The following is a 22840-nucleotide window of genomic DNA, read 5'->3' on the forward strand; positions in this document are numbered from 1 at the left end:
GCCCGTTTCCGATCAGAACAGGGTCGGTTCGCCGAAGCCGGGGGTGCGTTCGATCGCCAGCAGCTTCGATTTCGTATCGATACCGCCCGGTGCCGAGAAACCGTGCAGGGAATGGTCGGCGGCCAGGACGCGGTGGCAGGGCACGATGAGGGGAATCGGATTGCTGCCGAGCGCCCGCCCGACCGCCTGCGCGGCTCCGGCCGCGCCGCAGCGGCGCGCGACCTCCCCGTAGCTGAGCGTGTGCCCGGGGTCGATGTCCCGGGTGACCGCGTACACGGCGCGGTGGAACTTCGGTGGTCCCGTGAGGTCGAGCGGTATCCAGCGCAGATCGTCGAGATCGCCGTCGAGGTGGGCGCGGATGCGGGCGAGCGCCTCGCCGCGCGGGCCGGTGGTCGGCTCGGGGACCGGGCGGGCGTCGCCGCCGCGGAACCCGGCGCCGGGGTCGTCGCCGGGGAGGGCGAAGTGGGCCACGGCATCCGCCCGCCAGGCGATGGCACAGCGGCCGATCGCGGTGTCGAAATTCGTCGCGTCCAGCGGCGCGACCGCACTGTCCGGCATACCGACAGTCTGCTCGTGCCCACCGACAACCACCGGCCCCGGGGCGGACCGCACCGACCCCGTGACTCGGAGCCGCTGTTGTCATACTGTCAATATGCCCCGCGGGGCTGACACTGGATCGACGACGAACCGAGGTAGGGCGTGAGTACACCATCCACCGCCACCAAGCAGGGCCCGCTCGCGGGCATTCGCGTGATCGAACTGGCCGGAATCGGGCCCGGGCCGCATGCCGCGTTGCTGCTGGCCGATCTCGGCGCCGATGTGGTGCGGGTCCAGCGCGCCGGTCAGCTGCCCGGCGGCGCCGACCGGCCGCAGCTGCGCGGCCGCACGGTCGTGGAGGCCAACCTCAAGGACCCGGCCGATATCGAGAAGGTTCTCGGGCTGGTGGACAAAGCCGACGTCTTCATCGAAGGCTTCCGGCCCGGCGTCACCGAACGGATGGGACTGGGGCCGGACGATCTGCTCGAACGCAACCCGCGCCTGGTCTACGGCCGGATGACCGGCTGGGGCCAGGAGGGTCCGCTGTCGGACCGGGCCGGGCACGATATCAACTACATCAGCCTCACCGGCGTCCTGCACGCCATCGGCCGCAAGGGCGAACGCCCGGTGCCCCCGTTGAACATGGTCGGCGATTTCGGCGGCGGCTCCATGTTCCTGGTGTTCGGCATCCTGGCGGCCCTGGTGGAACGCCAGAACTCCGGTAAAGGCCAGGTCATCGATGCCGCGATGGTCGACGGGACGCTGGCGCTGTCGAATATGATCTGGGCCTTCCGCGGTACCGGTGCCTGGTCGTCGGAACGCGGAACGAACCTGCTCGACACCGGTATGTCGTTCTACGACACCTACGAAACCTCCGACGGCAAGTACATGGCCGTCGGCGCGATCGAGCCCCAGTTCTATGCCCAGCTGCTGGCCGGTCTGGAGATCGACCCCGAAGGTCTGCCCTTCCAGATGGATCCGGCCGGGCAGGACACGCTGAAGAAGCTGTTCACCGAGAAGTTCCGCAGCAAGACCCGCGACGAATGGGCCGCGATCTTCACCGGCACCGACGCCTGTGTGACCCCGGTGCTCACCTTCGACGAGGCGGGCGAGAACGAACATATCGCCGCGCGCGGTTCGCTCATCGAACTGGACAACGTCACCCAGCACGCCCCGGCGCCCCGTTTCTCCCGCACACCCAACGGCGTGCCCACTCCGCCGCCCACCGAGGCGACCCCGATCGAAACCATCTGGACCGACTGATCTACGCGGGCGGGCCGGTGCGCGCCGGCCCGCCCCTGCTCCGGCGGAACGGCGCAAGCGCGTGGCTATGGTGCCGGAATCAGCGCGAATGCGCCGAACCGGCGCTTTCTCGCGACAGACGGACAGCTCCCCATACTCCGGCGAGATCGAAACCGTTCATACCGCACACACCCGGGCCAGCAGTTCGATGCCGTGATCGATCTGTTCCACCGGTGCGCCGGCGAAACTGAGCCGTAGCGCCGGACTCTGGGTCTCCGCCGCGAAGAACACAGAGCCGGGCAGGAACGCCACTCCGCATTCGAGTGCCGGCCCGAGGAGGGCATCGGTGTTCAGGCCGGGTGGGCCCTCCAGCCACAGGAACATTCCACCTTCCGGCTCCGTCCAGCGATACCCGGCGGGAAAATGCCGGGCCAGCGCGGCGGTCATCGTCGCCAGCTTCGCCGCATAGGTCTCGGTCAGCAGTTCGAGATGGTCGGCCGCGGCGGGACCGGCGAGGAACCGAGCCGCGATGGCCTGCGTGAACGCCGAAGTCTGCATATCGATCCCCTGTTTGAGGGCCAGCACATGGTCGACGAGTTCGCGCGGCAGCACCTCGATCCCGATCCGCAGGGCCGGGGCCAGTGTTTTCGACAATGAGGTGATGTAGACGGTGTGATCGGGTGCGAACGACCAGAAGGCGGGGACCGGAGTCCCTCGGTAGCGGAGGTCGGAGTACACATCGTCCTCCACCACCAGTGCACCGCGGCGTAGGACGATATCGGCGATCTCGGCCCGCCGGGATACCGGCATCGTGCGGCCGGTGGGATTCTGAAAGGTCGGCAGCAGATAGATCAACGCCACATCCTGATCCGCCAGTGCCGCGTCCAGCGCCCGCGGCACCATACCCTCGGTATCGGATTCGACCTCGATCACCCGTGCCCCGTGGCTGCGGAACACCTTCACCGCCGGGCCGTAGGTCGGCGCTTCGACCAGCACCACCGCCCCCGGTCCCAGGAGTGCCATGCACAGATTGTGCAGCGCCCCGGACCCGCCCGTCGCGATGTGCAACCGGTCCGTCGGGCAGCCGATACCGCGCCCGGACAGCAGGGTCCGCGCTTGCTCCAGCAGTGCCGGAAAGCCTCGGGTGACGCCGTATTGCAGAGCGGTGCTGCCGTATTCGGCGAGCACCTCACCGGCCAGTGCCGCCACTGTATCGACCGGTAACAGGCCGGGATCCGGTGCACCGACCGCGAACGAGATCACTTCCGGGCGCCCGGCCAGCGTCGCGAAGGCCTCGTCGATCGGGCCGCTGCGTACGACAGGCCGGTGACCGGGCCGCAGAATGGCGGTCATACTGAGTCCCTTTGGGGTTCGTGGAGACCGCAGTCGCTCACGCCGCGGCGCGTTCGCGCCGCAACCGGGCCGCGATCTCGGCGGCGGCCTCGTCGAACTCCGGTGTCAGGATCAGGTCTTCGCTGAACTTCGGGTCGGTGCGGATATCGAGGGCCACCACCTCGTCGGTATCGCTGAGGTTGACCGCGACATGCACGACCCCGGGCGGTACGTAGAGGAATTCACCGGGTCCGTGCTCGTGTGGCACCAGTTCCGGGCCGATCAGTGTCGCGGCATGTCCCCGCGTGCACACCACGATCGTCTCGGAGTGTGCGTGATAGTGGGCGCGGGCGACTTTGCCCGGCGGCATGTTCACCAAACCCGCCGAAATCGCTTCGGCACCGCAGGTGTCACTGGTGACACACGGAACCAAGAACTGGTTGTGCGGACCCACTACCTCCTGGATATCGGCGGTGGATATGACGCGGGCGGTGCTGATCAGGTCCTTCATTCGAACTGCTTTCAAGTTTGTGCTTCGGTCGCCCCGGTGAAGTTACCGACGGCAAACTCCTGGCTGACCCGGCCGGAGTCGCCGGTGCTGGGAGGACGGTGACTCGGGACCGGAAAACTACGGCCGGTGGCCGGGCGGTGCTGAGCGGTGTCGGCCGGTTTCACACCGAAGGCTATGGCCGGGGCAGGCCGAAGACATCCGCCGCCCGTTCCGGAACATCGGTACGGCGGACCATCGCGCTACCGCCGGAACCTTGTCCCGTAAGGGCGCGCGGCGGTTCAGAACCAGGTGTTGGGCCGGATGTAATTGGCCAGATCCACCAGCGCGTAGCGGTGGCGGCGGCCGGGCGCGAAGCGGGCCAGTGTGCGCAGCCCGGACTCGGTGCCGTCGCGCAACGCGTGCTCGGTGAACGCGACGCCCATGAGGGGTGGCCGGGGCCGCCGCGGCGTATTACCGGCCTGCAACCAGGCCAGTGCACAGCCCAGCACCATCACCCGCAGCTGGACGGCCCGGCGTTCGTCCGGCGGGAGGGCCTCCACGCGGGCCGCCGCCTCGCGCAGGGTGTGTTCCGGCAGTTCCGCCACGGGTGCACTGGTGAGCAGCAGCAGGACCACGGTCATCCGGGCGATGGTGAAATAGCGGGAGGAGCCCGGGACCTCGTCCAGGGCGGTGACGGCCTCGCGGTGGCGGCCGGCGGCGGTGAGCAGGCGAGCCGAACCGAAAGCCGCGCTCACCAACCCGTGATCGGTGCGCCAGGTGGTGGCGTAGAAGTTCTCGGCGTAATCGCGCCAGGCGCGGGTCTCGTCCGGTGCCCAGTGCTGGAGCACGAGTTCGGCGGTGGCGGCCAGGGCCAGTTTCGGCGCCAGTTCACCCGGAAGGACCCGCAATACCGCGTCGAACGCCGAATAGGCTTTCTCGTAATCCTGCTCGCGTAGACCGGCCATGCCCGTGTACCAGTCGATCCGCCAATCCCGGCGGGCGGTATGCGGTATGGCCTCGAGCAGATCGGTGGCCTCGGTGACGCGGTCCAGATCCAGCAGGATGCGGGCCTCGGCCAGGCGCAATTCGCGTTCCAGGTTCTCCGGTGCCGCGGCCGGGTCCTCGGCGAGTCGCTCGCGTGCCTCGTGCAGCGCGGCCAATGCCTGGTCCGGATCGGATTGCAGGGTGTCGGTCAGCCGGGCGGCGGCCGGGTCGGTGCGGGGCAGCAGCGGGATCGGCAGCGCGGCGGCGATATCGGTGGCCGAGAGCAGGGTGTCGCGCGCGATCCCATCGGCGTAGGCGTCGGTCTGGGCGATCAGTTCCTCGGCGCCGAACGCGCTGCGCTGTTTCCCGAAAACCGTGGACCGGTGCGGACGCTCCACCCCGGTATCGAAGGCCAGGATCTCCCGCAACACCCCGGACAGCTGGTCGGCCATGGCTCCGGCGGACGGGAATCGCCGGTCCGGGTCGGTATCGGTGGCGCACAGCAGCAACCGGTGGAACGACTCGTACCGGGCCAGGATCGGTTCGTCCTCAGGGGCGGGCAGACCGTCGCGGTAGGCGCCGTGTTCGGTCGGCATGTTCAGGGTGAGCACGGCCAGCGTGCGACCCACCGTGTAGATATCGGACGCGACCGTCGGGCCGGTGCGGGCGATCTCGGGCGCCTGGAAACCGCGGGTGCCGTACAGGTTCCCGTAGGCATCGATCGGTGCGACGGCCCCCAGATCGAGCAGTTTGACCTGGTCCTCGGTCACCATGATGTTGTCGGGTTTGAGGTCGTTGTAGGTCAGCCCGGTCGCGTGCAGGTAGTCCAGCGCGGGCAGCACCTCCAGGATGTAGGCGATGGCCTGCGCCACCGGGATCCGCTCGGGCCGCTTGTGGTCGTCGAGCATGCTGCGCAGGGAACGGCCGCCCACGTACTCCATCACGATGAAGCCGATCGGCTCACCGCCGGGCGGCAGGTGCTCGACGAAATTGTGGATCTTCACGATGCCCGGATGGGCGACCTCGGCCAGGAACTCCCGCTCCGCCACGGCCACCGCCTGCGCTTCGATATCGTCGGCGTGCAGCAGACCCTTCAGTACCACCCAGCGGTCGCTGACATTGCGGTCCACGGCGAGATAGATCCAGCCCAGCCCGCCGTGCGCGAGGCAACCCTGGACCTCGTACTGCCCGGCCACCATATCCCCGGGGCTCAGCGTCGGGCGGAAATCGAACGCGGCGCCGCACTTCGGGCAGATACCGCGGGTGGTGGCCGGACCGCTCGCGCTCGCCCGGCCCACGGGTTTGCCGCATCGCCAGCAGAACCGTTTGCCCTCCGCGACCACCGGATCGGTCAGGACCGCGGCGACCGGGTCGGCGGCTTCGACCGGTGGTATCTCGACCAGACCGGCGACCAGGGTGCGCACCGTGGGCCGGGACCGCACGGTGCGGCTGCTGCGGCCGGTACGCAGCTGGGAACCGCTGCCGCGCCCGGAACTCCCGGTGGCCCCCGAGCCCGTCCGGTCGCCGGTGCCGGCGGACGGCACGGCCGCCGCGGTACCCGGGGAGGCGGCGGTACCCGCGACCGCGGCGGTTTCCGGGGAGGCGGCGGTTCCCGCGACCGCGGCAGTTTCCGGAGCGGAGGCAGATTCGGCGGCAACGGGTTCCGAGTGCACGTCGGAACGGGCGACGGCGGTGATGCTCGGGGCGCCGGCCGGACGCGCGCCGGCAGCGGTTTCCGCGTATGCGGCCGTACCGGCGATGGCAGCGGTTTCCGGGTGCGCGTCGGTATCGGCGGCGGCGGTTGCCGGGTGGTCGGCCACACCCACTTCGGCAGCGGCTTCCGCGTCTGTGACGCCGGCGGTTTCCGAATGCCCGGCGGGACCCGTGCCGGCGGCGGTTTCCGGATAGCCGCCGGTGCCCGCATCGGCAACGGTTTCCGAATATCCGGCCTGACCCGCGACGGATTCCGCGTGCCCGGTCGTGCCCGCTCCCTCAGCGGTTTCCGGGGAGGCGGCGGTACCCGCTGCGGCGGTGGTTCCCGGGCCCGCGACGGACCCGGAAGTGCCGTGATCGTCACGCACGCGGCCCGCCCCGAGCCGGGTGGCCGCACTGGGCTGCCCGTCCGGTTGCCGGAGGCGGGCGTCGACGGCACGGGTCGGCGGCGGCTCCGGAACGTTCCCGGAGCCGGACCGGTCGACCGACTCGTCCGTCGTCACGGCGATCAGTCCCGATAGGTCGGCGGCGGGGGTCCGGGGGAGGGGCCGAGAGCCGAGAGCCACTGGTTGTAGAGGCGGTTCCAGGTACCGTCCGCGCGGATACGGTCGAGGGTGCCGTTCACGAAGCGCACCAGGTCTTCGTCGCCCTTGGGGATGCCGATTCCGTACGGCTCTTCGCTGATACTCGGACCGACCAGCTCGGTGTACGGGTCCTGTTCGGCCAGTCCGGCCAGGATCGCGTCGTCGGTACTGACCGCGTCCACCTGCCGCTGCTGCAGGACCACCAGACAGTCGGCCCAGGTGGGGACGGTGAGAATGGATGCCTGCGGCTGGATCCGGCTGATTTGCTCGAGCGAGGTGGTGCCACGGATCGTGCACACCCGCTTGTTCGCCAGATCCCGCAAGCTCTGGATCCCCGAATTCTGCACGGCCAGCACCCGCTGGTGCGCCTTCAGGTACACGGTGGAGAAGGACACCCTGGCCAGGCGGGCGCAGGTGATGGTCATGGTTTTGACCACCATGTCCACCCGGTGCTCGATCAGCGCCGCTTCCCGCTCCTCGGAACCGAGACTGCGGTATTCGATCTTGTCGGGATCGCCGAACAGGTCCCGGGCCACCTCGCGGGCGATATCGGCGTCGAAGCCGACGATCACCCCGCTCTCGGGATCCCGGAAGCTGAACAGGTTGCTGCCGGTGTCCAATCCGACCACCAGCCGGCCGCGGGCCCGGATCCGGTCCAGTACCGGGCCGATCGCGCCGGGGCCGGTGGGACGCAGGCCGGCGGTGGGATCACCGCAGTTGGTGGGGTCGTCGGGCAGGGGTAGCGGGCCGTCGGCCTCCATCGCCGTCGCCTGTGCGGGCAGGGGCGGCTCGGAGTAGTCGCTGTGCGCTACCTCGTGGTGCGGGCCCGGGCCGGTGGCGCACCCGGCCAGGAGCAGCGCGGTACACGCCACCCCGACCCGCAGCGGCCACGATCGCCGCGACGGCCGGGGGGCCGCCGGTCGGACCGGGTTTCGCGCAAACCTCATCGATACTCCCGCAGTCTTGGCCAGATGCCGAAGGCGATGTACGCCGCGGCGGCGAAGCCGAGGATCAACGCACCTGGTGCCAGATAGTCGAGTACCCGGGCGCTGTGGAAAATATTGCTGCGTAGCGTGTCCCGGGTCTCGGTGATCCCGTTACCCAGCGCGTTGTCCAGAGCTTCCACATGAACGGTAGCGTTCTCGGTGCCCGGCGCGGTGGCGATCGTGGCCGCGCGGGCGAATTCGCCGCGGTTGAGTGCCTCGTTCATCCGCTGGTGCGCCGCCAGCCAGTGCAGCAGCGCGGCCCGCGCGTCGGCGGTCGCCCGGTCGGTATGCCCGGCGAGCAGTTCGTTGAGCCGGGTGACGTTGGCGTCGAACGCGTGATCGTAGTCGCCGGTGGTGTCGCGGCGTACCAGTTTCAGTGTTTCCGCCGAACGCGCCTGCTGTGCCAGGATCCGGCTCTCGGTGAGCCGGGCGGCGGGCACCGTCCCGTCGGCCCGGCCGCTGGACATCGCCACCGACGAAACAGATCCGGCGATCACCGTCCACAGCATCAGCGTGAGCAACGCGCCGGAGGCCAGCAGCAGGCCCGGATTGAAGGTGCGGTGCCACCGCCGGGCCAGCAGCCGTTGCGCCCACACCAGCGCGATCACGGCGACCACGAGCAGCGCGATCGCCGACCACGGCGGCCGGACGTGCCGGTCCTGGGCGGAATCGACCGCGGCCGCGCGCCGCACATACAGCTGTTCGGCGGTCGGCAGCAGCACCGTCTGCATCTCCGACGACGCCTCGCTCATGTAGGCCGCCCCGACCGGGTGGCCCTCCCGGTTGTTCGCCCGCGCGGTCTCCACCAGGCCCGAGTACACGGGTAGTCCCGACCCGATACCCATCCGCTGCAGGACGTCCTGGGGGTCGTCCCCGGACAGCGTCACCAGATCGGCGCCCGCTTCCCCCAGCGCCTGGCTGTAGCGGTCGCGCACCTGTTCGGGTTCCAGGCCGCCGGAGATGAATGCCGTGGCCGCGGCGGCGTCGGCCACCGAGAGCGCGGTGTAGAGCCGATGTGCCGCGTTCGCATCGGGTTCGGTATGGGCGAGCAGCACGTCGAGGTCGCTCTGGCGGTCGTGCACGGCGCCCGCGGTGATCACCCCCGAACCCAGGGAAAGCACGATCAGCAGGAGCCCGACGCCGAGCAGCCGCCCGGGCGAGGATTGGGCGAACAGGCGTAAACGTGCAGGATTCAACCGCTTCCAGGCCTGCGCGAGCCGGGGGCGGACGAGCCTCGCCCGCCCGGGGGCGGGCGCCGGTTCCGGGTGGGCCGGGTCGGGTTCGGATACCACCCGATCCACCGCCAACCGCGTCATGTCCACCCTCCAACTCTGGGCGCCGTGTGCGCTGTATCGCTCCGCCGGTGCCGCGCGAGATCGCTCACACCGCTGCCATGAGCGTATTCGGTATTCTCCACGCGCGCGCCCCGACCTCCACAACGCGCCACCCACCACCACCGGTGGGGCAGGATGGAGGTAACGGTCGACGAGGGCGGTGCGAGATGCGTGGTGACGGTGACGGGTGGTCCATAAGCCCCGGTGGTGTGCGGCACTGGGGCCTGTTCGGTGCGGCCGGCCTGCTGCTGCGCGCCCCGATCGGTAGCGGTGGTTCGGCGGTGTTGCTGCAGCATCGCGCGCTGTGGAGTCACGAGGGCGGGACCTGGGCGTTGCCCGGCGGGGCCCGCGACAGCGACGAGTCGGCGGTGCACGCGGCGGTCCGCGAAGCCGACGAGGAGGCCGGTATCAAGGCCGCGGACATCCGGGTGCGCGCCGAACGGGTCACCGCCACCGCCCCGAGCGGCTGGACCTACACGACGGTGATCGCCGATGCGGGCAAACCGCTGCCGGTGCGTCCGAACATGGAGAGTGTGGAACTGGCCTGGGTGCCGGAGGACGAGGTGGATCAGCGTCCGCTGCACGCCGGGTTCGCGCACGCCTGGCCCGGCTTGCGGGCCACGTTCGCCTGGATGGACCCGGGTGAGTACCCGGCGGCGGACGCGGCGGAGCTGGCCGCGACCCTGCCGCGCACGGTCGACCTGGGTGCGGAGTTCGTCTGGTTGCACGCCGAACCCGACGGGCCCGGTGACCGTGCCGTCCTGCTGAACCCCCCGTACCCGCCGGAGAATCCGGAACCGAGTGGGTCCCCGAATCCGGCGGGCGAAGCGGACGATCCGGGTGCGGGGCTCGGTGGGTCCGCAGACGCGGAGGCCAGAGTGCTGGGGATTCCGCGCAGCGCGGTGCTGGGATCGGAGCGCTGAATTGGGAAACGGCGCGGAGGAAGCCGCGCGGCCGGCCCGGCCGTACGTGCTGCTCTCGGTCGCGATGAGTGTCGACGGCTATATCGACGATATGGAGCCCGAACGCCTGCTGCTGTCCAACGACGCCGATTTCGACCGGGTGGACGGTATCCGTGCCTGGTCGGACGCGATTCTCGTGGGAGCCGAGACGCTGCGCCGAGACAATCCGCGGTTGCTCGTACGCGACGAGTCGCGGCGTGCGCAGCGGATCGCCGCGGGCCGGCCGGAGTACCCCCGCAAGGTGACGGTGACCGCGCGCGGCGAACTGGATCCGGAGGCGCGTTTCTGGCGGTACGGTACCGCCGAACACGCCCCGCTCGTCTACACCACCGACGCGGGCGCACGGCGGCTGCGCGACCGGTTGACCGTACCGGCCGAGATCGTGGCCCTGGGCCCGGAACTCGAATTCGGGCAGTTGCTCGACGATCTCGGCGCCCGGGGCATCGGGCGGTTGATGGTGGAGGGCGGCGGCCGGATCCACACCGCGTTCCTGTCCGCCGGACTGGCCGACGAACTGCTGGTCGCGGTCGGGCCCACGCTCGTCGGCGACCCCGCCGCCCCGCGTTTCCTGCATCCCGCGCGGTTTCCCGGCGGTTCCACCCATCGCATGCGCCTGGTCGAGGTGGAGCGGCTCGGGGATGTGGCAGTGTTGCGGTACAGACCCTAGGCGTACCTCCGCATCCGCGCCGGCCATGCGCTCTTGCGTACCTCCGCATCCGCGCCGGCCGTGCGCTCTTGCGTACCTCGGCATCAGCTCCGGCCGTGCGCGGACTGTGGACGGGTTACGCCCGACAGCGCCATCTAGGAGGCCCGGTGCCCGAACCCGACCACCACTACTGGATGAACCGGGCGATCGAACTCTCGCGGCGGAGTCCGCAGGCACCCGGTGCTTTCTCGGTGGGCGCCGTGATCGTCGCCGACGGCGCCGAAATAGCCACCGGCTATTCGCGGGAAACCGATCCCAAGGTGCACGCCGAGGAATCCGCCCTGGACAAACTGGATCCGCACGATCCGCGGTTGCGGCAGGCCACCCTCTACAGCACCCTGGAGCCCTGTTCGGAGCGGGCGACCAAAACGCGGCTGCCCTGTACCGATCGCGTGCTCGCCGCCGGTATCCCGGTGGTGGTGATCGCGTGGCGCGAGCCGTCCACGTTCGTCGAGAACTGTGTGGGAGTGGAGAAACTGCGCGAGCACGGGGTGCGGGTACTCGAACTCCCGGATCTGGCCGAGGCCGCCATGGCGGTGAACCGCCACCTCGATCTGTCCTGATCGTCTCGTCAGCGCAGACAAGCCGGTCCGAACAGTGCTTTCAGCTCACCCATCAGCGCGGGTGAGGTGGTGATGCGGAAACGGGGGTCCAGGGCGAGCAGCCGGGGACCCCGGGCGCCGATCAGGTCGATTCGCAGGTCGGTGGGGCCGGGATGCCGCTGCAGGGTCTCGCGCAGGGCGCGGACCGTGTGCGGGGTACAGGCCGCCACCGGGAGGGTGAGGGTGACCGGCCGCCCGGCGGTACCGGCGGTGAGATCCGGTGCGGTCACCTGATCGCCCAGCAGCGACCGGCGCCCGTCGCGGACGCTGACCGTCGCGGTGATCACCACGATCGCGTCCTCGGTGAGATATCCGGCGGCGGTGGCGTGGGCAGCGGGGAAGAACAGGATTTCGGCACCGGCCTCCAGGTCCTCCAGACGCACGACCGCCCAGGGTTCGCCCTTCCTGGTGACGCGCCGGTCGACGGCGGCGATGATGCCGGCCAGCCGCACCCGGCGGCCGTGCGGGACGCGACCGTCGTGCAGGGCGGCGAGTGGGGTGTCACCGGCGGCGCCGAGCGCGGCGGCGATATCGTCGAGCGGATGCCCGGAGACATAGAGCCCGAGCATCTCCCGTTCGTAGCCCAACCGCTCCCGTGTTTCCCATTCCTCGTCGGGGACGGGCACCTCGAAAACGGAGGTGTTCGCGGCGGGGTCGGCGGTAGCACCGGAGAAGAGGTCGAATTGCCCGCGTGCCGCGGCTTTCTTGGTGACCGTCACCGCGTCGATCGCTTCGCTGTGGATCGTGTACAGACCTTTGCGGGGATGGCCGAGGGATTCGAAGGCGCCCGCTTTGACCAGTGATTCGACCACCTTCTTGGTGCACGCCACACTGTCGGCTTTCGCCAGGTAGTCGGAGAAGCAGGTGAACGCACCGGCCGACTCCCGCGCCCGGATCACCGCCCGCACCACCGGTTCACCGACATTGCGGACCGCACCCAGGCCGAAGCGGATATCGGGCCCGACGCTGGTGAACGTGGCCGCCGACTGGTTCACATCCGGTGGCAGCACTCGGATACCACGTTTGCGGCAGTCGGCCAGATAGATCGCCGATTTGTCCTTGTCGTCACCGACCGAGGTGAGCAGGGCAGCCATGAACTCCGCCGGATAGTTGGCCTTGAGGTAGGCGGTCCAGTACATCACCAGGCTGTAGCCGGCGGCGTGCGATTTGTTGTAGGCGTAGCCGGCGAACGGCAGCACCGCCTCCCACAGCGCGGTCACCGCCGCGTCGCTGTAGCCGTTGCCGCGCATACCGTCCCGGAAGTTCTCGAACTCCATGGCCAGAACTTCCGGTTTCTTCTTACCCATCGCCCGGCGCAGCAGATCGGCCTGGCCCAGGGAGTATCCGGCGACCTGCTGCGCGATCTGCATGATCTGCTCCTGATAGACGATCAGCGCGTAGGTTTCGGCGAGGACCGCGCGCAGCGCTTCGTCCAGTTCGGGATGGATCGGCGTGACCGCTTCCCGCCCGTTCTTGCGATCGGCGTAGGACCAGTGCGCTCCCACGCCCATCGGCCCCGGCCGGTAGAGGGCGTTGGAGGCCACCAGATCGTTGAACTCGGTGGGGGCCATCCGCAGCAGCAGTTCCCGCATACCGGCCGAGTCCATCTGGAACACCCCGAGATTGTCGCCGCGCGCCAGCATGGCGTAGGTGGGCTCGTCGTCGAGGGCGAGGGTGTCCAGGTCGATCTCGATACCGCGGTTGCCGCGGATATTGTCGAGGCAGTCACCGATCACGGTGAGGGTGCGCAGACCCAGGAAATCCATTTTCAGCAGACCGACGGCCTCACACGACGGGTAGTCCCAGCCGGTGATGATCGCCCCGTCCTGCGGGCGCTTCCACAGCGGCACGATATCGAGCAGCGGTTCGCTGGACAGGATCACCGCGCAGGCGTGGACCCCGGCGCCGCGGACCATCCCCTCGAGCCCGACCGCAGTGTCGTAGATGCGACGCATATCCGGGTCTGCCTCGATGAGTGCCCGCACCTCCGCCGCCTCGCCGTAGCGTTCGTGGCCGGGATCGGTGATCCCCGCCACCGGGATGTCCTTGGCCGCCACCGCGGGCGGCAGCGCCTTGGTGATCCGGTCGGCGAGGGCGAATCCGGGCTGACCGAACTGGACGCGGGCGGCGTCCTTGATGGCCGCCTTGGTCTTGATGGTGCCGAAGGTGATCACCTGGGCGACCTTGTCCGCGCCCCAGCGCTCGGCGGCGTAGCGGATCATCTCGCCGCGGCGGCGGTCGTCGAAATCGATATCGATATCGGGTGCCGACGGGCGCTCGGGGTTGAGGAACCGTTCGAACAGCAGCCCGTGCTCGATGGGGTCGATATTGGTGATCGCCAGCGCGTAGGCCACCAGCGACCCCGCCGCCGAACCACGGCCGGGGCCGACCCGGATACCGACCCGGCGGGCGTGCGCCACCAGATCGCCGACCACCAGGAAGTAGGCGGGAAAACCCTTGTCGCGGATGATGTCCAGCTCGAACCGCGCGCGGCCGTGGTAGCTGTCGGGTACGCCCGCGGGGAAACGCCAGCGCAGGCCCGCGTCCACCTCGCGGCGCAACCAGCTGTCCTCGGTATGGCCTTCCGGCACCGGGAACACCGGCATCCGGTCGCGGAATTCCCACACCTCGTCGTACGGTTCGATGCGTTCGGCCACTGCGAGGGTGGTATCGCAGGCGCCGGGCACTTCCGCGTCCCACAGGGCGCGCATCTCCGCCGCGGACCTGAGATAGAAACTGTCGCCGTCGAACCGGAACCGTGCCGGATCCGACAGCGTCTTGCCCGTCTGCACACACAGCATCGCCTCGTGTGCCGCCGCCTGCTCCCGTAGTACGTAGTGACAGTCGTTGGTGGCCAGTGCCGTGAGCCCGGCCTTCCGGCCGACGGCGAGCAGATCGTCGCGGACCCGGCGTTCGATCGTCAGGCCGTGGTCCATCACTTCCAGGAAGAAGTTGTCCGGGCCGAAGATATCGCGCCAGCGGCCCGCGGCCGCGTAGGCGGCGTCGAACTGCCCCAGCCGCAGGCGGGTCTGGACCTCGCCGGACGGACAACCCGTGGTCGCCAGGACACCTTCAGCGTGTTCGGCGACGAGTTCGGCGTCCATCCGCGGCCATTTCCCCAACTGCCCCTCGAACGACGCGCGCGAGGACAGCCGGAAGAGATTGCGCAGACCCACCGCGTTCCGGGCGAACAGTGTCATGTGCAGATACGCGCCCGACCCCGACACATCGTCGGATTTCTGCCCGGGCTCGCCCCAGAAGACCCGTTTGCCGGAGAACCTGGATTCCGGTGCGATATACGCCTCGATACCGATGATCGGTTTCACCGGCGAATCCCGGGATCGGCGGAAGAACTCCGCCGCCCCGTACATGTTGCCGTGATCGGTCATCCCGACCGCCGGCATCCCCAGGCGCTCGGCTTCCGCGAACAGCGGACCCACCTTGGCCATACCGTCGAGCATCGAGTACTCGGTGTGGTTGTGCAGATGCACGAAAGACGCGCCCGTCATCGATCACCCCGTGCCGTAGAACCGGGCCCGTGGCCGATTCGGTTGTCGAACCGGCGGGCCTATAAGGTCATTTCGGCTACATATGACCAGCTCAAAGGTGCTGAGTCGAACAATCGACACGACAGCGGAGACAACCGATGGATGTATCAGGAGGTGGAGTGCCCGAGCTCGATCTGGCGACGGTCCGGGCTTTCGTCGCCGTCGCCGACGAAGGCCGGTTCGGCGCGGCCGCGGCGCTGCTCGGCATCAGCCAGCAGGCGGTGTCCAAACGTATCGCCCGGCTGGAGAACCAACTCGGCCTCGACCTCTTCGACCGGGCTCCCACCGGCGCGGCCCTGACCGCGTCCGCCGCCCGGTTCCTGCCGCACGCGCGCTCCCTGCTCGCCGTCGCCGACGAAGCCGTGGCCACCGTGGTACGCCGACCGCGGCCGCTGCGGGTGGCGGTGCTGGGCGAGCGGGCGACCGAGATGCGGGCCATGCGGTACTACCTCGGCCGCCACCCCGACCGCGATACCGAGATCGTGCTGACCAACGCCTTCGTCACCTCCCGGGACGCCCTGGTCGCGGGCCGGGTGGACGCGGCCGTCGCCCGCGCCGAGGGCGGGCCCCGGCCCCTGCCGGGGCGGATAGCGGCCGTCCCGTTCCTCTTGGATCCGCTGCATCTACTGGTCGGCAAGGACCATCCGCTCGCCGGACGTGCGGCGGTCTCGCTCGCCGAACTGGCCGGGGTGACGGTGTGGGTGCCGGGGACATCGGTGGAATCGGAGTGGACCGACTACTACCGCGAACTGAGCCGGTACAGCGGAGTCGTGATCGACAGCAGTCGCCGGTCCGAACTGTTCCCCGAGGTCGCCACGGGTCGCGGGCCGGCGCCGATCGCGATGGTGATCGAGCACATCGCCGATTCGGACACCCTCGCGACCTTCAGCGCGGAAGGTTTCGAATCCCCGTGGCATCCGCATATCCGCCGGGTGCCGATTGTGGATCCGACCCCCGCCTACCCGCACGCGCTGTTGTGGGACCGGACCGACCCGCATCCGGGTATCGCGGATCTGATCGCCTATTTCCGCGACAACTACAACCGCGATATCGCGCGCGACTGCTGGATCCCGGAGATCGACCGGCCCCTGTTCGTATCCGCGTAGCCGGGCCGCGCACGCGCGCTACCCGGCACCGCCCCGCGCTGTCGGCGTGGTCCGGCTATCGGAAGCATGCGGACCAGCGGATCGAGCAAACCGCCGGGCGCGCTGCGCACCGGTCGGTGCAGACGTGGACGGGCGGGTGGCTCAGCCCGAGCTGATCCGGTAGATGCGCAGATCCTCCGGTACTCCGCTCAGGGGCGCGGCGAAGAAACTGCGGCGGTAGGGGCGGGCTATCTGCCCCAGCTCGGCCAGGGTTTCGGGCTGCAGCGCGGTCAGCGTGGTGTGGGAGACCATCATCTTGCCGTTGCCGCCGGCCTCCATCACCCGGGCGGCGATGGTGACATCCACACCCAGCCAGTCGCCGCCGATCTCCCGCGGTGAACCGGTGTGCAGGCCGATCCGCATCCGGGGTCGGTAGTCGCCCGCGGTCACCTCGGCCAGATTGCGTTTCGCGGCGATCGCGGCCTGTACGGCCCGATCGGCGGAGGGGAACACCGCCATGACGCCGTCGCCCATCCGCTTCACCACTTGGCCGCCGCGTTCGGCGATGGGGGGTTCGATGGCCTTGGCCACCTTGCGCAGCAGGTCCAGGGTGGCTTCGTCGCCCGCGGTGAGCGACCAGGACGAGAACGACACCAGATCGGTGAACATCACCGTCATCTCCTGGGTGCCCTTACCACGACCGAGGCGTTCGAGCATCGCCTGCCAGACCTGCAGCGCACCGAACCCGATCTCGCGGGCAGCGCTGGGGCTGTCGCCGACCAGCCGGTCCGCGGCTCGTGCCACGGCGCGGGCGCCGCCGGGGCCGGTGACCGACAGCGGGTCACCGAAGGCGGGATCGCCGGGGAGCTGATGACGGGCCCGCCGCAGGACCTCGATCACATCCGGTCGCTGGTTGGCCGCGTTCATCAGGGCCGAGAGCGGATGGACACGGCGTACCGCGCCGACGGCGGCGCCGTTCTCGGAGGCCGGCCCGACCGTCGGCTCGTCGGTGGACGCGTGATCGGCGCCCGGCGCGGCGGCGCTGTCGACCTCCGGCTCCGGTACGGCTCGGCCGGAGGGCTTTTCGTTCACGCCCCGAGGGTATCTCAGGGAATCGGACGTGCGGGGAACGCTGATAATCGTCACCTGTCGCCTCTCTATCGGAGGAGTGCGGCACGCCGTTGGGTCCGCCGATGGAAAACGTTCGGTGCCTGACCCCGATCGTAGCGACGACCGGCGGGCTGCCGGTGAACGCTTGGTTACAGATATTTGGCAAGTCGCGAAGAGTCTCCCCGCCGCCGGCGGCGGCCAGGGGAAACAACCACACTGTGTGATCACGACCACCGGCCCGGTGCGTTGCGCACCGGGCCGGTGGTAAGTGCACTCCGACGACCGGGCAGTGGCCGCCGGCGTGCGGGGCGCGCGATCCTCCCGACAAGGCCGCGCCACCCCATACCCGAGCGGCGAGGGAAGCGGCTCGGGCGATTCGGTCAGGCGTCGCGCTGGTTGACAACCACCAGGGCGGCGCCGGTGACGAGTGCGACGAAGGCGATGAAGTAGACGAGGCTGCCCCATACGCCCCAGTGCCAGTTACCCGACGCCATCGACTCGTCCATCAGCGCGAAGCGGCTCGCATTCTGGAACGGCAGGAACGCGCTGATCTCACGTCCCACTTTACCCAGTGCGCCGACCAGCGGTTCGATGATCAGTTGCCAGAGCACGATCAACGAGATCGCCGCCGCCGACTGCCGGACCAGCACACCGATGGCGATGGCCAGCACCACATTGAGAAAGGCGAGGACCGGTATCGAGTACAGGGCACGCCAGTTGCCCTCCAGGATCAAGGTGGAGCCGGCGTCCCCGGCGACCGCCTTGGCCACCGCGTACGCGGCGAAGGCCAGCACCGTGGTCAACACGGCCGCGTAGAGCCCGACCAGGCCCGCCTTGGTGCCGATCACCAGGATGCGGTTGGGCACGGCCTGGAAGGTGGTCCGGATGATGCCGAACCGGTACTCGCTGGTCACGGTGAGCGTGGCCATGATGGCCAGCACCATCACCCCGAACCCGCTGATCCCGAGGAAGGCGGTGTCCACGGTCAGCGCGGGGGCTCCCGAGGCCTGCGGGTCGTCGGCGGCGATCCGCCCGATCAGCCCGAACAGTGCGGCGAACCCGACCGCGAGGGCCACCACGATCAGCGAGCACCACCACGGCGAGCGGGTCGAGGTGAGTTTGATGCGTTCCGCGGCGATCACACCCATTACTTGGTACCTCCGAGAACCTTGGGCTCGACCGGCTGCGGTCCGGGGGCCCCGGGCGGGGCCGCCGCGACATCGCCCTGCGGGCCTACCTCACCGTGATACTGGACATCCCCGCCGGTCATCCGCATGAACGCCTCCTCCAGTGAGCCCCGCTGCGGGGCGAGCTCGTAGAGGGTGATGTTGTGCTCACCGGCCAGTGCGCCCACCGCGTCGCTGGTGACCCCGTTGACCACGAGTGCCGCGCCGTCGGCGTTGCCCTCGTTCTGTTTCACGGTCATCCCGTTGGAGGTGAGCAGGCTGCGCAGCTCGTCGAGCTGCGGACTGCGCACCCGCACCGACGACTCCGACGCGCGTTCGATGAACTCCGCGGTGGTGGAATCGGAGATGAGCCGGCCGCGGCCGATGACCACCAGATGATCGGCGGTCTGCGACATCTCCGAGAGCAGATGGCTCGACACCAGGACGGTGCGGCCCTCGGCGGCCAGTCGCTGCATGAACCGCCGGATCCAGAGGATGCCCTCCGGGTCCAGGCCGTTGACCGGCTCGTCGAAGAGCAGGACTTTCGGATCGCCCAGCAGGGCGCCCGCCAGGCCCAGTCGCTGCGACATGCCCAGGGAGAATCCGCCGGCCGATTTACCGGCGACCTCCGACAGACCCACCAGCCGCAGTACCTCTTCCACCCGGGATTTCGGCAACCCGTTGGAGGCCGCCATCCATTCCAGATGGGCTCGCGCCGACCGGTTGGGATGCACCCATTTCGCGTCCAGCAGCGCGCCGACTTCACGTAACGGATGCTTCAGCTGCCCGTACGGTCTGCCGTTGATGAGCGCGCTGCCCGCGGTGGGGCGATCCAGGCCGAGGATCATGCGCATAGTGGTGGATTTACCGGCGCCGTTCGGTCCCAGGAACCCGGTGACCTGACCGGGTTGCACGGTGAAGGTCAGGTCCTGGACCGCGACGGTCTGCCCGTAGTGCTTGGTCAAGCCCCGGACTTCGATCATGCCGACCAGCATGCCCTATCCAGGGAGCGCTCGCGTCGCCCGATGGTCGCCATCCGCACTCATCCTGGAGGATGACGGCCGGACCGTTTTGGTGGGTACAAGTCCGTACGGGGCAGTGCGGTCACGCCGCCGGATAGATATCCAGCCGCCTCAGACCCGCGGCGACCCGACCCAACGTCCGCAAATCGGTAAGCCATTCCCCAACCACTACACACCCCTGCATCCCCGACCCCCTGCAGATTGGAAGGCACCCGCCGCCGGGGAGTCGGGGTCACACCCGGCGGCGGGGCTCCCTTCACATTGGCTGTCCTGCCTCGGGTGATACGACGACGGTTGAGGCGTCAATATGTACATATTTCAGACGACATTCAGGCGTCCAAGCATTACTGTCGGGACATGGCCACCACACCGAACACTGCACTGCGGGCGGCCCGTAACGCTCGCCTGATGAGCCAAGACGATCTCGCGCGGGCACTACGGGAAGCAGGATGCGCCAGCGCTACCAAACGACTCGTACAGCGCTGGGAGGCCGGACGCACACTCAACCCGCGGCCCTCGCACGCACGGGCACTGGAGAAGGTCATGGGTCTACCGATCGAAACGCTCGGGTTCGGCGCGGTCATGGCCGGCCGGAGCCTGTCCGGCCCGGACGGAAGCCAGAACGTCGAATCGCCCATCGGCGCTGTCGATCCCGGCCAGGCGACCGCGGCGGCGGGCGGTTCGCGCGCCCGACTTCCAGGCTCGTACTCGGGCGTCTGGCTGTCCCGGTACGAGTACTACTCCAGCGGCCGGGATGCGACATTCACCACAGCGCATTACGTGGTGATGTTGCAGCACGACGACCGGCTCACCGTGCGCAGTCTGCCCGGCTCGTCTCCGTCATCACTGGAGATGGATCTGACAGTGGACGGCCATGTGTCGACAGGCACATGGAGCGAGATCACCGCGCAGGAAGGCTACTACCGCGGCGCCCGGTACCACGGTTCGGTCCAACTGCTGATCGAGTTGACCGGTAGCCGGATGGCCGGGAAGTGGGTCGGTTTCGGGAAGAATTTCGAGGTGAACACCGGGCCATGGGAACTGGTATTGCAGGACTCTTCCACCACGAAGGCGACCATCGACGCCTACAACAAACCCCCAGAGCTGGACACCTGATGTCACCGTGACACCTGGTGTCCAGCTGGAGCGGACATCAGACCAGGGCGTCACCGAGGATGGCCCGAGCCCGCACCGGTACCCACTGGTGGAGTTGCCGGTCACGGGGATCTACCGGCCGGGTGAGGACGCCTGGGCCCAGAACCGCTTGGGGATCCGGCCCGCTTCCCGCGCCCGGTAGCCGGCCCGTACCGCGTCGGCCATGGCGGCAGCCATCAGGGCCGGATGCTTGGCCCGGGTCACCGCGGTGGCCAGCAGGACCGCGGAGCAGCCGAGTTCCATGGCGAGCGCGGCGTCGCTGGCGGTCCCGATACCGGCGTCCAGGATCACCGGCACCTGGGCGCGGCTCACGATCATCTCGATATTGTGCGGATTGCCGATACCCAGGCCGGTGCCGATCGGGGCACCCAGCGGCATCACCGCCGCGCACCCGGCGTCCTCGAGCCGCCGCGCCAGCACCGGATCGTCGTTGGTGTAGGGCAGCACAGTGAAACCGGCGTCCACCAGTTGTTCGGCGGCGTCGATCAGTTCTATGGGGTCGGGCAGCAGCGTCCGGTCGTCGGCGACCACCTCGAGTTTGACCCAATTCGTATCCAGCGCCTCGGCTGCCAACTGCGCGGTGAGCACCGCCTCGGCGGCCGTGCGGCAGCCCGCGGTATTGGGCAGCGGCGCGATATCGAGCTGTTTCAGCAGGTCGAGTACACCGGTACCGCCCGCGGCGTCGACCCGCCGCATGGCGACCGTGGTCAGCTCCGTACCCGAGGCCAGCAGGGCCTCCTCCAGCACGGTCAGATTCTCCGCGCCGCCGGTGCCCATGATCAGCCGGGAGCCGAAGGTGCGGTCGGCGATGCGCAACGCTTCGTCAGCCACCCTGGACCGCCGTGAGCACATCGATCTCCCAGCCGCGACCCACCGGCTCATCCCAGCGGGAGCGCGGGAACACGGCGCCGTCGACCGCCAGCGCCACGCCCTGGCACGGCAGTTCGAGGCGTTCCAGCAGTTGGCGCACCGTCAGCTGTTCGGTGAACTCGTGCTCGGTCCCGTTCACCGTGACCCCGATCGGCGCGGACGATCCGTGCGCTGGTGAGCCCTGTGTGGACGACTGTGTCATCGACTACCTCCTGAGGGTGTGGATGCCGTGAACCGGTTCGGATCGGCCGCCGCGACCTCGGCCAGTGGTTGCCCGTTCAGCTCGGCCACCACCGCTTCGGCGGTGAGCGCGCTGGTCAGCATGCCGTTGCGGCCGTGCCCGGTGGCCGCGATCACGCGGTCCGACAGCCGCCCGACGAGAGGGAGATTGTCGGGGCTGCCGGGTCGCGCGCCGGCGGCGGCTTCGAGCAGTTCGTATTCACCGATCCCGGGCAAAACGGTCTCGGCGTCCCCGATGAGGTCGCGGACCCCGGCGACCGTGACCGCGGTATCGAAACCGGCCTCGTACTGGGTGGCGCCGAGCACCAGACCGTCGGCGCGGGGCACGAAGTACACGGGCCGCCCGTGCACGCGGGCCCGCACGACCCGGGTGGGCGGCGGTTGGGCGCCGGGGCGGTGGCGTAGGCGCAAGATCTCGCCCTTCACCGGGCGGACCGGCAGTCCGGGCCACAATTCGGCCGAGGCGGCGCCCGCGGCCAGCACCACCTGCCGCTGGTCGAGTGCGGTCAGGTCGCGGACCCGGTCCGCGCGCACGGTCACCCCGGCTCCGGCCACGGCCTTGCGCAGCGCGGTCAGCAGCCGGCGGTTGTCGAGGGCCGGTTCGGTGGGTGCGAGCAGCCCGGCCCGCACTGTGCGGGCCAGCGCCGGTTCCAGCTCCCGGACCCCGGCCCGGTCCAGTACCCGGAGTTCGTGGCCGCGCTCGCCGACCCATTCGGCGACCGTGCGCAGGTCGGCGGCATCGGCGGCGTCCTGGGCGATCGTCAGGGTCTCGGCGGCGACGAAGACGTCCACGCCGGTGACGGCCTCGAGTCGCGCCGCGAAATCCGGCCAGCGGGCCAGTGCCGCGGCCCCGAACTCCAGGACTGCGTCTTCGCCGGGCCAGCCCTCCGACAGCGGTGCGAGCATCCCGCCGGCCACCCAGGAGGCGCCGCTGCCCACCGCCGGATCGAACAGGGTGACCGTCCAGCCCGCCTCGGCGGCCCGCCAGGCCACGGCCAGCCCGATCACCCCACCGCCGACGACGGCGAGGGTCGAATCGGTGGCCTGGCCGCTCACCTGCGCCACCTTCTCCGCAAACCACGGTGGACGGCGTCGGCGGTACGGCCGGATCGATGGACCGGCGCCGGGCTACATCGCACCGGTCGGGCCCGGCTCGCCGCCCGCGCCGCGCG

General features: G+C 69.5%; 19 protein-coding genes. 6 read left to right on the top strand and 13 right to left on the bottom strand.

What is annotated here, in order from left to right; genetic code table 11:
- Positions 1-12 precede the first annotated feature (12 nt).
- Positions 13-558, bottom strand: a complete 546-nt coding sequence (locus tag NF4_RS04705; protein ID WP_063126114.1) for a methylated-DNA--[protein]-cysteine S-methyltransferase — start codon at positions 556-558, stop codon at positions 13-15.
- A gap of 141 nt (positions 559-699) precedes the next feature.
- Between NF4_RS04705 and NF4_RS04710 the strand changes: the two genes are divergently transcribed.
- A complete protein-coding gene (locus NF4_RS04710; protein ID WP_063126069.1) occupies positions 700-1800 on the top strand; it encodes a CaiB/BaiF CoA transferase family protein in 1101 nt (366 codons plus the stop codon).
- Between the two features lie 156 nt (positions 1801-1956).
- Here NF4_RS04710 and NF4_RS04715 read toward each other — a convergent pair whose 3' ends face one another.
- From NF4_RS04715 to NF4_RS04735, 5 genes are all read right to left on the bottom strand, one after another.
- A complete protein-coding gene (locus NF4_RS04715; protein WP_063126070.1) occupies positions 1957-3132 on the bottom strand; it encodes an aminotransferase-like domain-containing protein in 1176 nt (391 codons plus the stop codon).
- Between the two features lie 37 nt (positions 3133-3169).
- Entirely contained in the window at positions 3170-3622 is a 453-nt protein-coding gene (locus NF4_RS04720; RefSeq protein ID WP_063126071.1) for a cupin domain-containing protein, read from the bottom strand.
- 278 nt (positions 3623-3900) lie between these two features.
- On the bottom strand, positions 3901-6282 hold the full coding sequence (locus tag NF4_RS04725; protein ID WP_063126115.1) for a serine/threonine-protein kinase: 2382 nt from the start codon (positions 6280-6282) through the stop codon (positions 3901-3903).
- A 524-nt stretch (positions 6283-6806) separates the two neighbouring features.
- Complete coding sequence (locus NF4_RS04730; RefSeq protein WP_063126072.1) at positions 6807-7829, bottom strand: glutamate ABC transporter substrate-binding protein; 1023 nt, start codon at positions 7827-7829, stop codon at positions 6807-6809.
- Entirely contained in the window at positions 7826-9184 is a 1359-nt protein-coding gene (locus NF4_RS04735; protein WP_063126116.1) for a GlnX family signal transduction membrane protein, read from the bottom strand. The genes NF4_RS04730 and NF4_RS04735 overlap by 4 nt, the downstream gene beginning before the upstream one ends.
- A 185-nt stretch (positions 9185-9369) precedes the next feature.
- Between NF4_RS04735 and NF4_RS36280 the strand changes: the two genes are divergently transcribed.
- From NF4_RS36280 to NF4_RS04750, 3 genes are all read left to right on the top strand, one after another.
- Positions 9370-10125, top strand: a complete 756-nt coding sequence (locus NF4_RS36280) for an NUDIX hydrolase (RefSeq protein ID WP_084532860.1) — start codon at positions 9370-9372, stop codon at positions 10123-10125.
- 1 nt (position 10126) lies between these two features.
- A complete protein-coding gene (locus NF4_RS04745) occupies positions 10127-10831 on the top strand; it encodes a RibD family protein (protein WP_269749580.1) in 705 nt (234 codons plus the stop codon).
- A 146-nt stretch (positions 10832-10977) separates the two neighbouring features.
- Positions 10978-11433, top strand: a complete 456-nt coding sequence (locus NF4_RS04750; RefSeq protein ID WP_063126073.1) for a deaminase — start codon at positions 10978-10980, stop codon at positions 11431-11433.
- 8 nt (positions 11434-11441) lie between these two features.
- Here the strand turns inward: NF4_RS04750 and dnaE are convergent, their stop codons facing one another.
- On the bottom strand, positions 11442-14981 hold the full coding sequence (gene dnaE, locus NF4_RS04755; protein WP_063126074.1) for a DNA polymerase III subunit alpha: 3540 nt from the start codon (positions 14979-14981) through the stop codon (positions 11442-11444).
- A 158-nt stretch (positions 14982-15139) separates the two neighbouring features.
- Between dnaE and NF4_RS04760 the strand changes: the two genes are divergently transcribed.
- Positions 15140-16126: a LysR family transcriptional regulator gene (locus tag NF4_RS04760; protein WP_198165214.1), complete on the top strand. Its 987-nt coding sequence runs from the start codon at positions 15140-15142 to the stop codon at positions 16124-16126.
- 141 nt (positions 16127-16267) lie between these two features.
- Here the strand turns inward: NF4_RS04760 and NF4_RS39020 are convergent, their stop codons facing one another.
- The 3 genes from NF4_RS39020 to NF4_RS04775 all read right to left on the bottom strand — a co-directional run bounded on the left by NF4_RS39020 (position 16268) and on the right by NF4_RS04775 (position 19364).
- A complete protein-coding gene (locus NF4_RS39020; protein WP_063126118.1) occupies positions 16268-17032 on the bottom strand; it encodes an adenylate/guanylate cyclase domain-containing protein in 765 nt (254 codons plus the stop codon).
- A 563-nt stretch (positions 17033-17595) separates the two neighbouring features.
- Positions 17596-18363: an ABC transporter permease gene (locus tag NF4_RS04770; protein WP_063126076.1), complete on the bottom strand. Its 768-nt coding sequence runs from the start codon at positions 18361-18363 to the stop codon at positions 17596-17598.
- Complete coding sequence (locus NF4_RS04775) at positions 18363-19364, bottom strand: ABC transporter ATP-binding protein (RefSeq protein ID WP_084532867.1); 1002 nt, start codon at positions 19362-19364, stop codon at positions 18363-18365. Before NF4_RS04775 ends, NF4_RS04770 begins: the two co-directional genes overlap by 1 nt.
- A 396-nt stretch (positions 19365-19760) precedes the next feature.
- Between NF4_RS04775 and NF4_RS04780 the strand changes: the two genes are divergently transcribed.
- A complete protein-coding gene (locus tag NF4_RS04780) occupies positions 19761-20519 on the top strand; it encodes a helix-turn-helix transcriptional regulator (protein WP_063126077.1) in 759 nt (252 codons plus the stop codon).
- Between the two features lie 111 nt (positions 20520-20630).
- Here NF4_RS04780 and NF4_RS04785 read toward each other — a convergent pair whose 3' ends face one another.
- From NF4_RS04785 to thiO, 3 genes are read right to left on the bottom strand one after another with little or no spacing between them, the layout of a single operon-like run.
- Positions 20631-21389 carry a thiazole synthase gene (locus tag NF4_RS04785; RefSeq protein ID WP_063126078.1) on the bottom strand — a complete coding sequence of 253 codons (759 nt, stop codon included), beginning with the start codon at positions 21387-21389 and terminating at the stop codon, positions 20631-20633.
- Positions 21382-21630, bottom strand: a complete 249-nt coding sequence (gene thiS / locus NF4_RS04790) for a sulfur carrier protein ThiS (RefSeq protein ID WP_063126079.1) — start codon at positions 21628-21630, stop codon at positions 21382-21384. Before thiS ends, NF4_RS04785 begins: the two co-directional genes overlap by 8 nt.
- A complete protein-coding gene (thiO, locus tag NF4_RS04795; RefSeq protein WP_063126119.1) occupies positions 21627-22724 on the bottom strand; it encodes a glycine oxidase ThiO in 1098 nt (365 codons plus the stop codon). The genes thiS and thiO overlap by 4 nt, the downstream gene beginning before the upstream one ends.
- Positions 22725-22840 lie beyond the last annotated feature (116 nt).

Origin of the sequence: Nocardia fusca NBRC 14340 (assembly GCF_001618425.1) — a bacterium.
GTDB lineage: Bacteria > Actinomycetota > Actinomycetes > Mycobacteriales > Mycobacteriaceae > Nocardia > Nocardia fusca.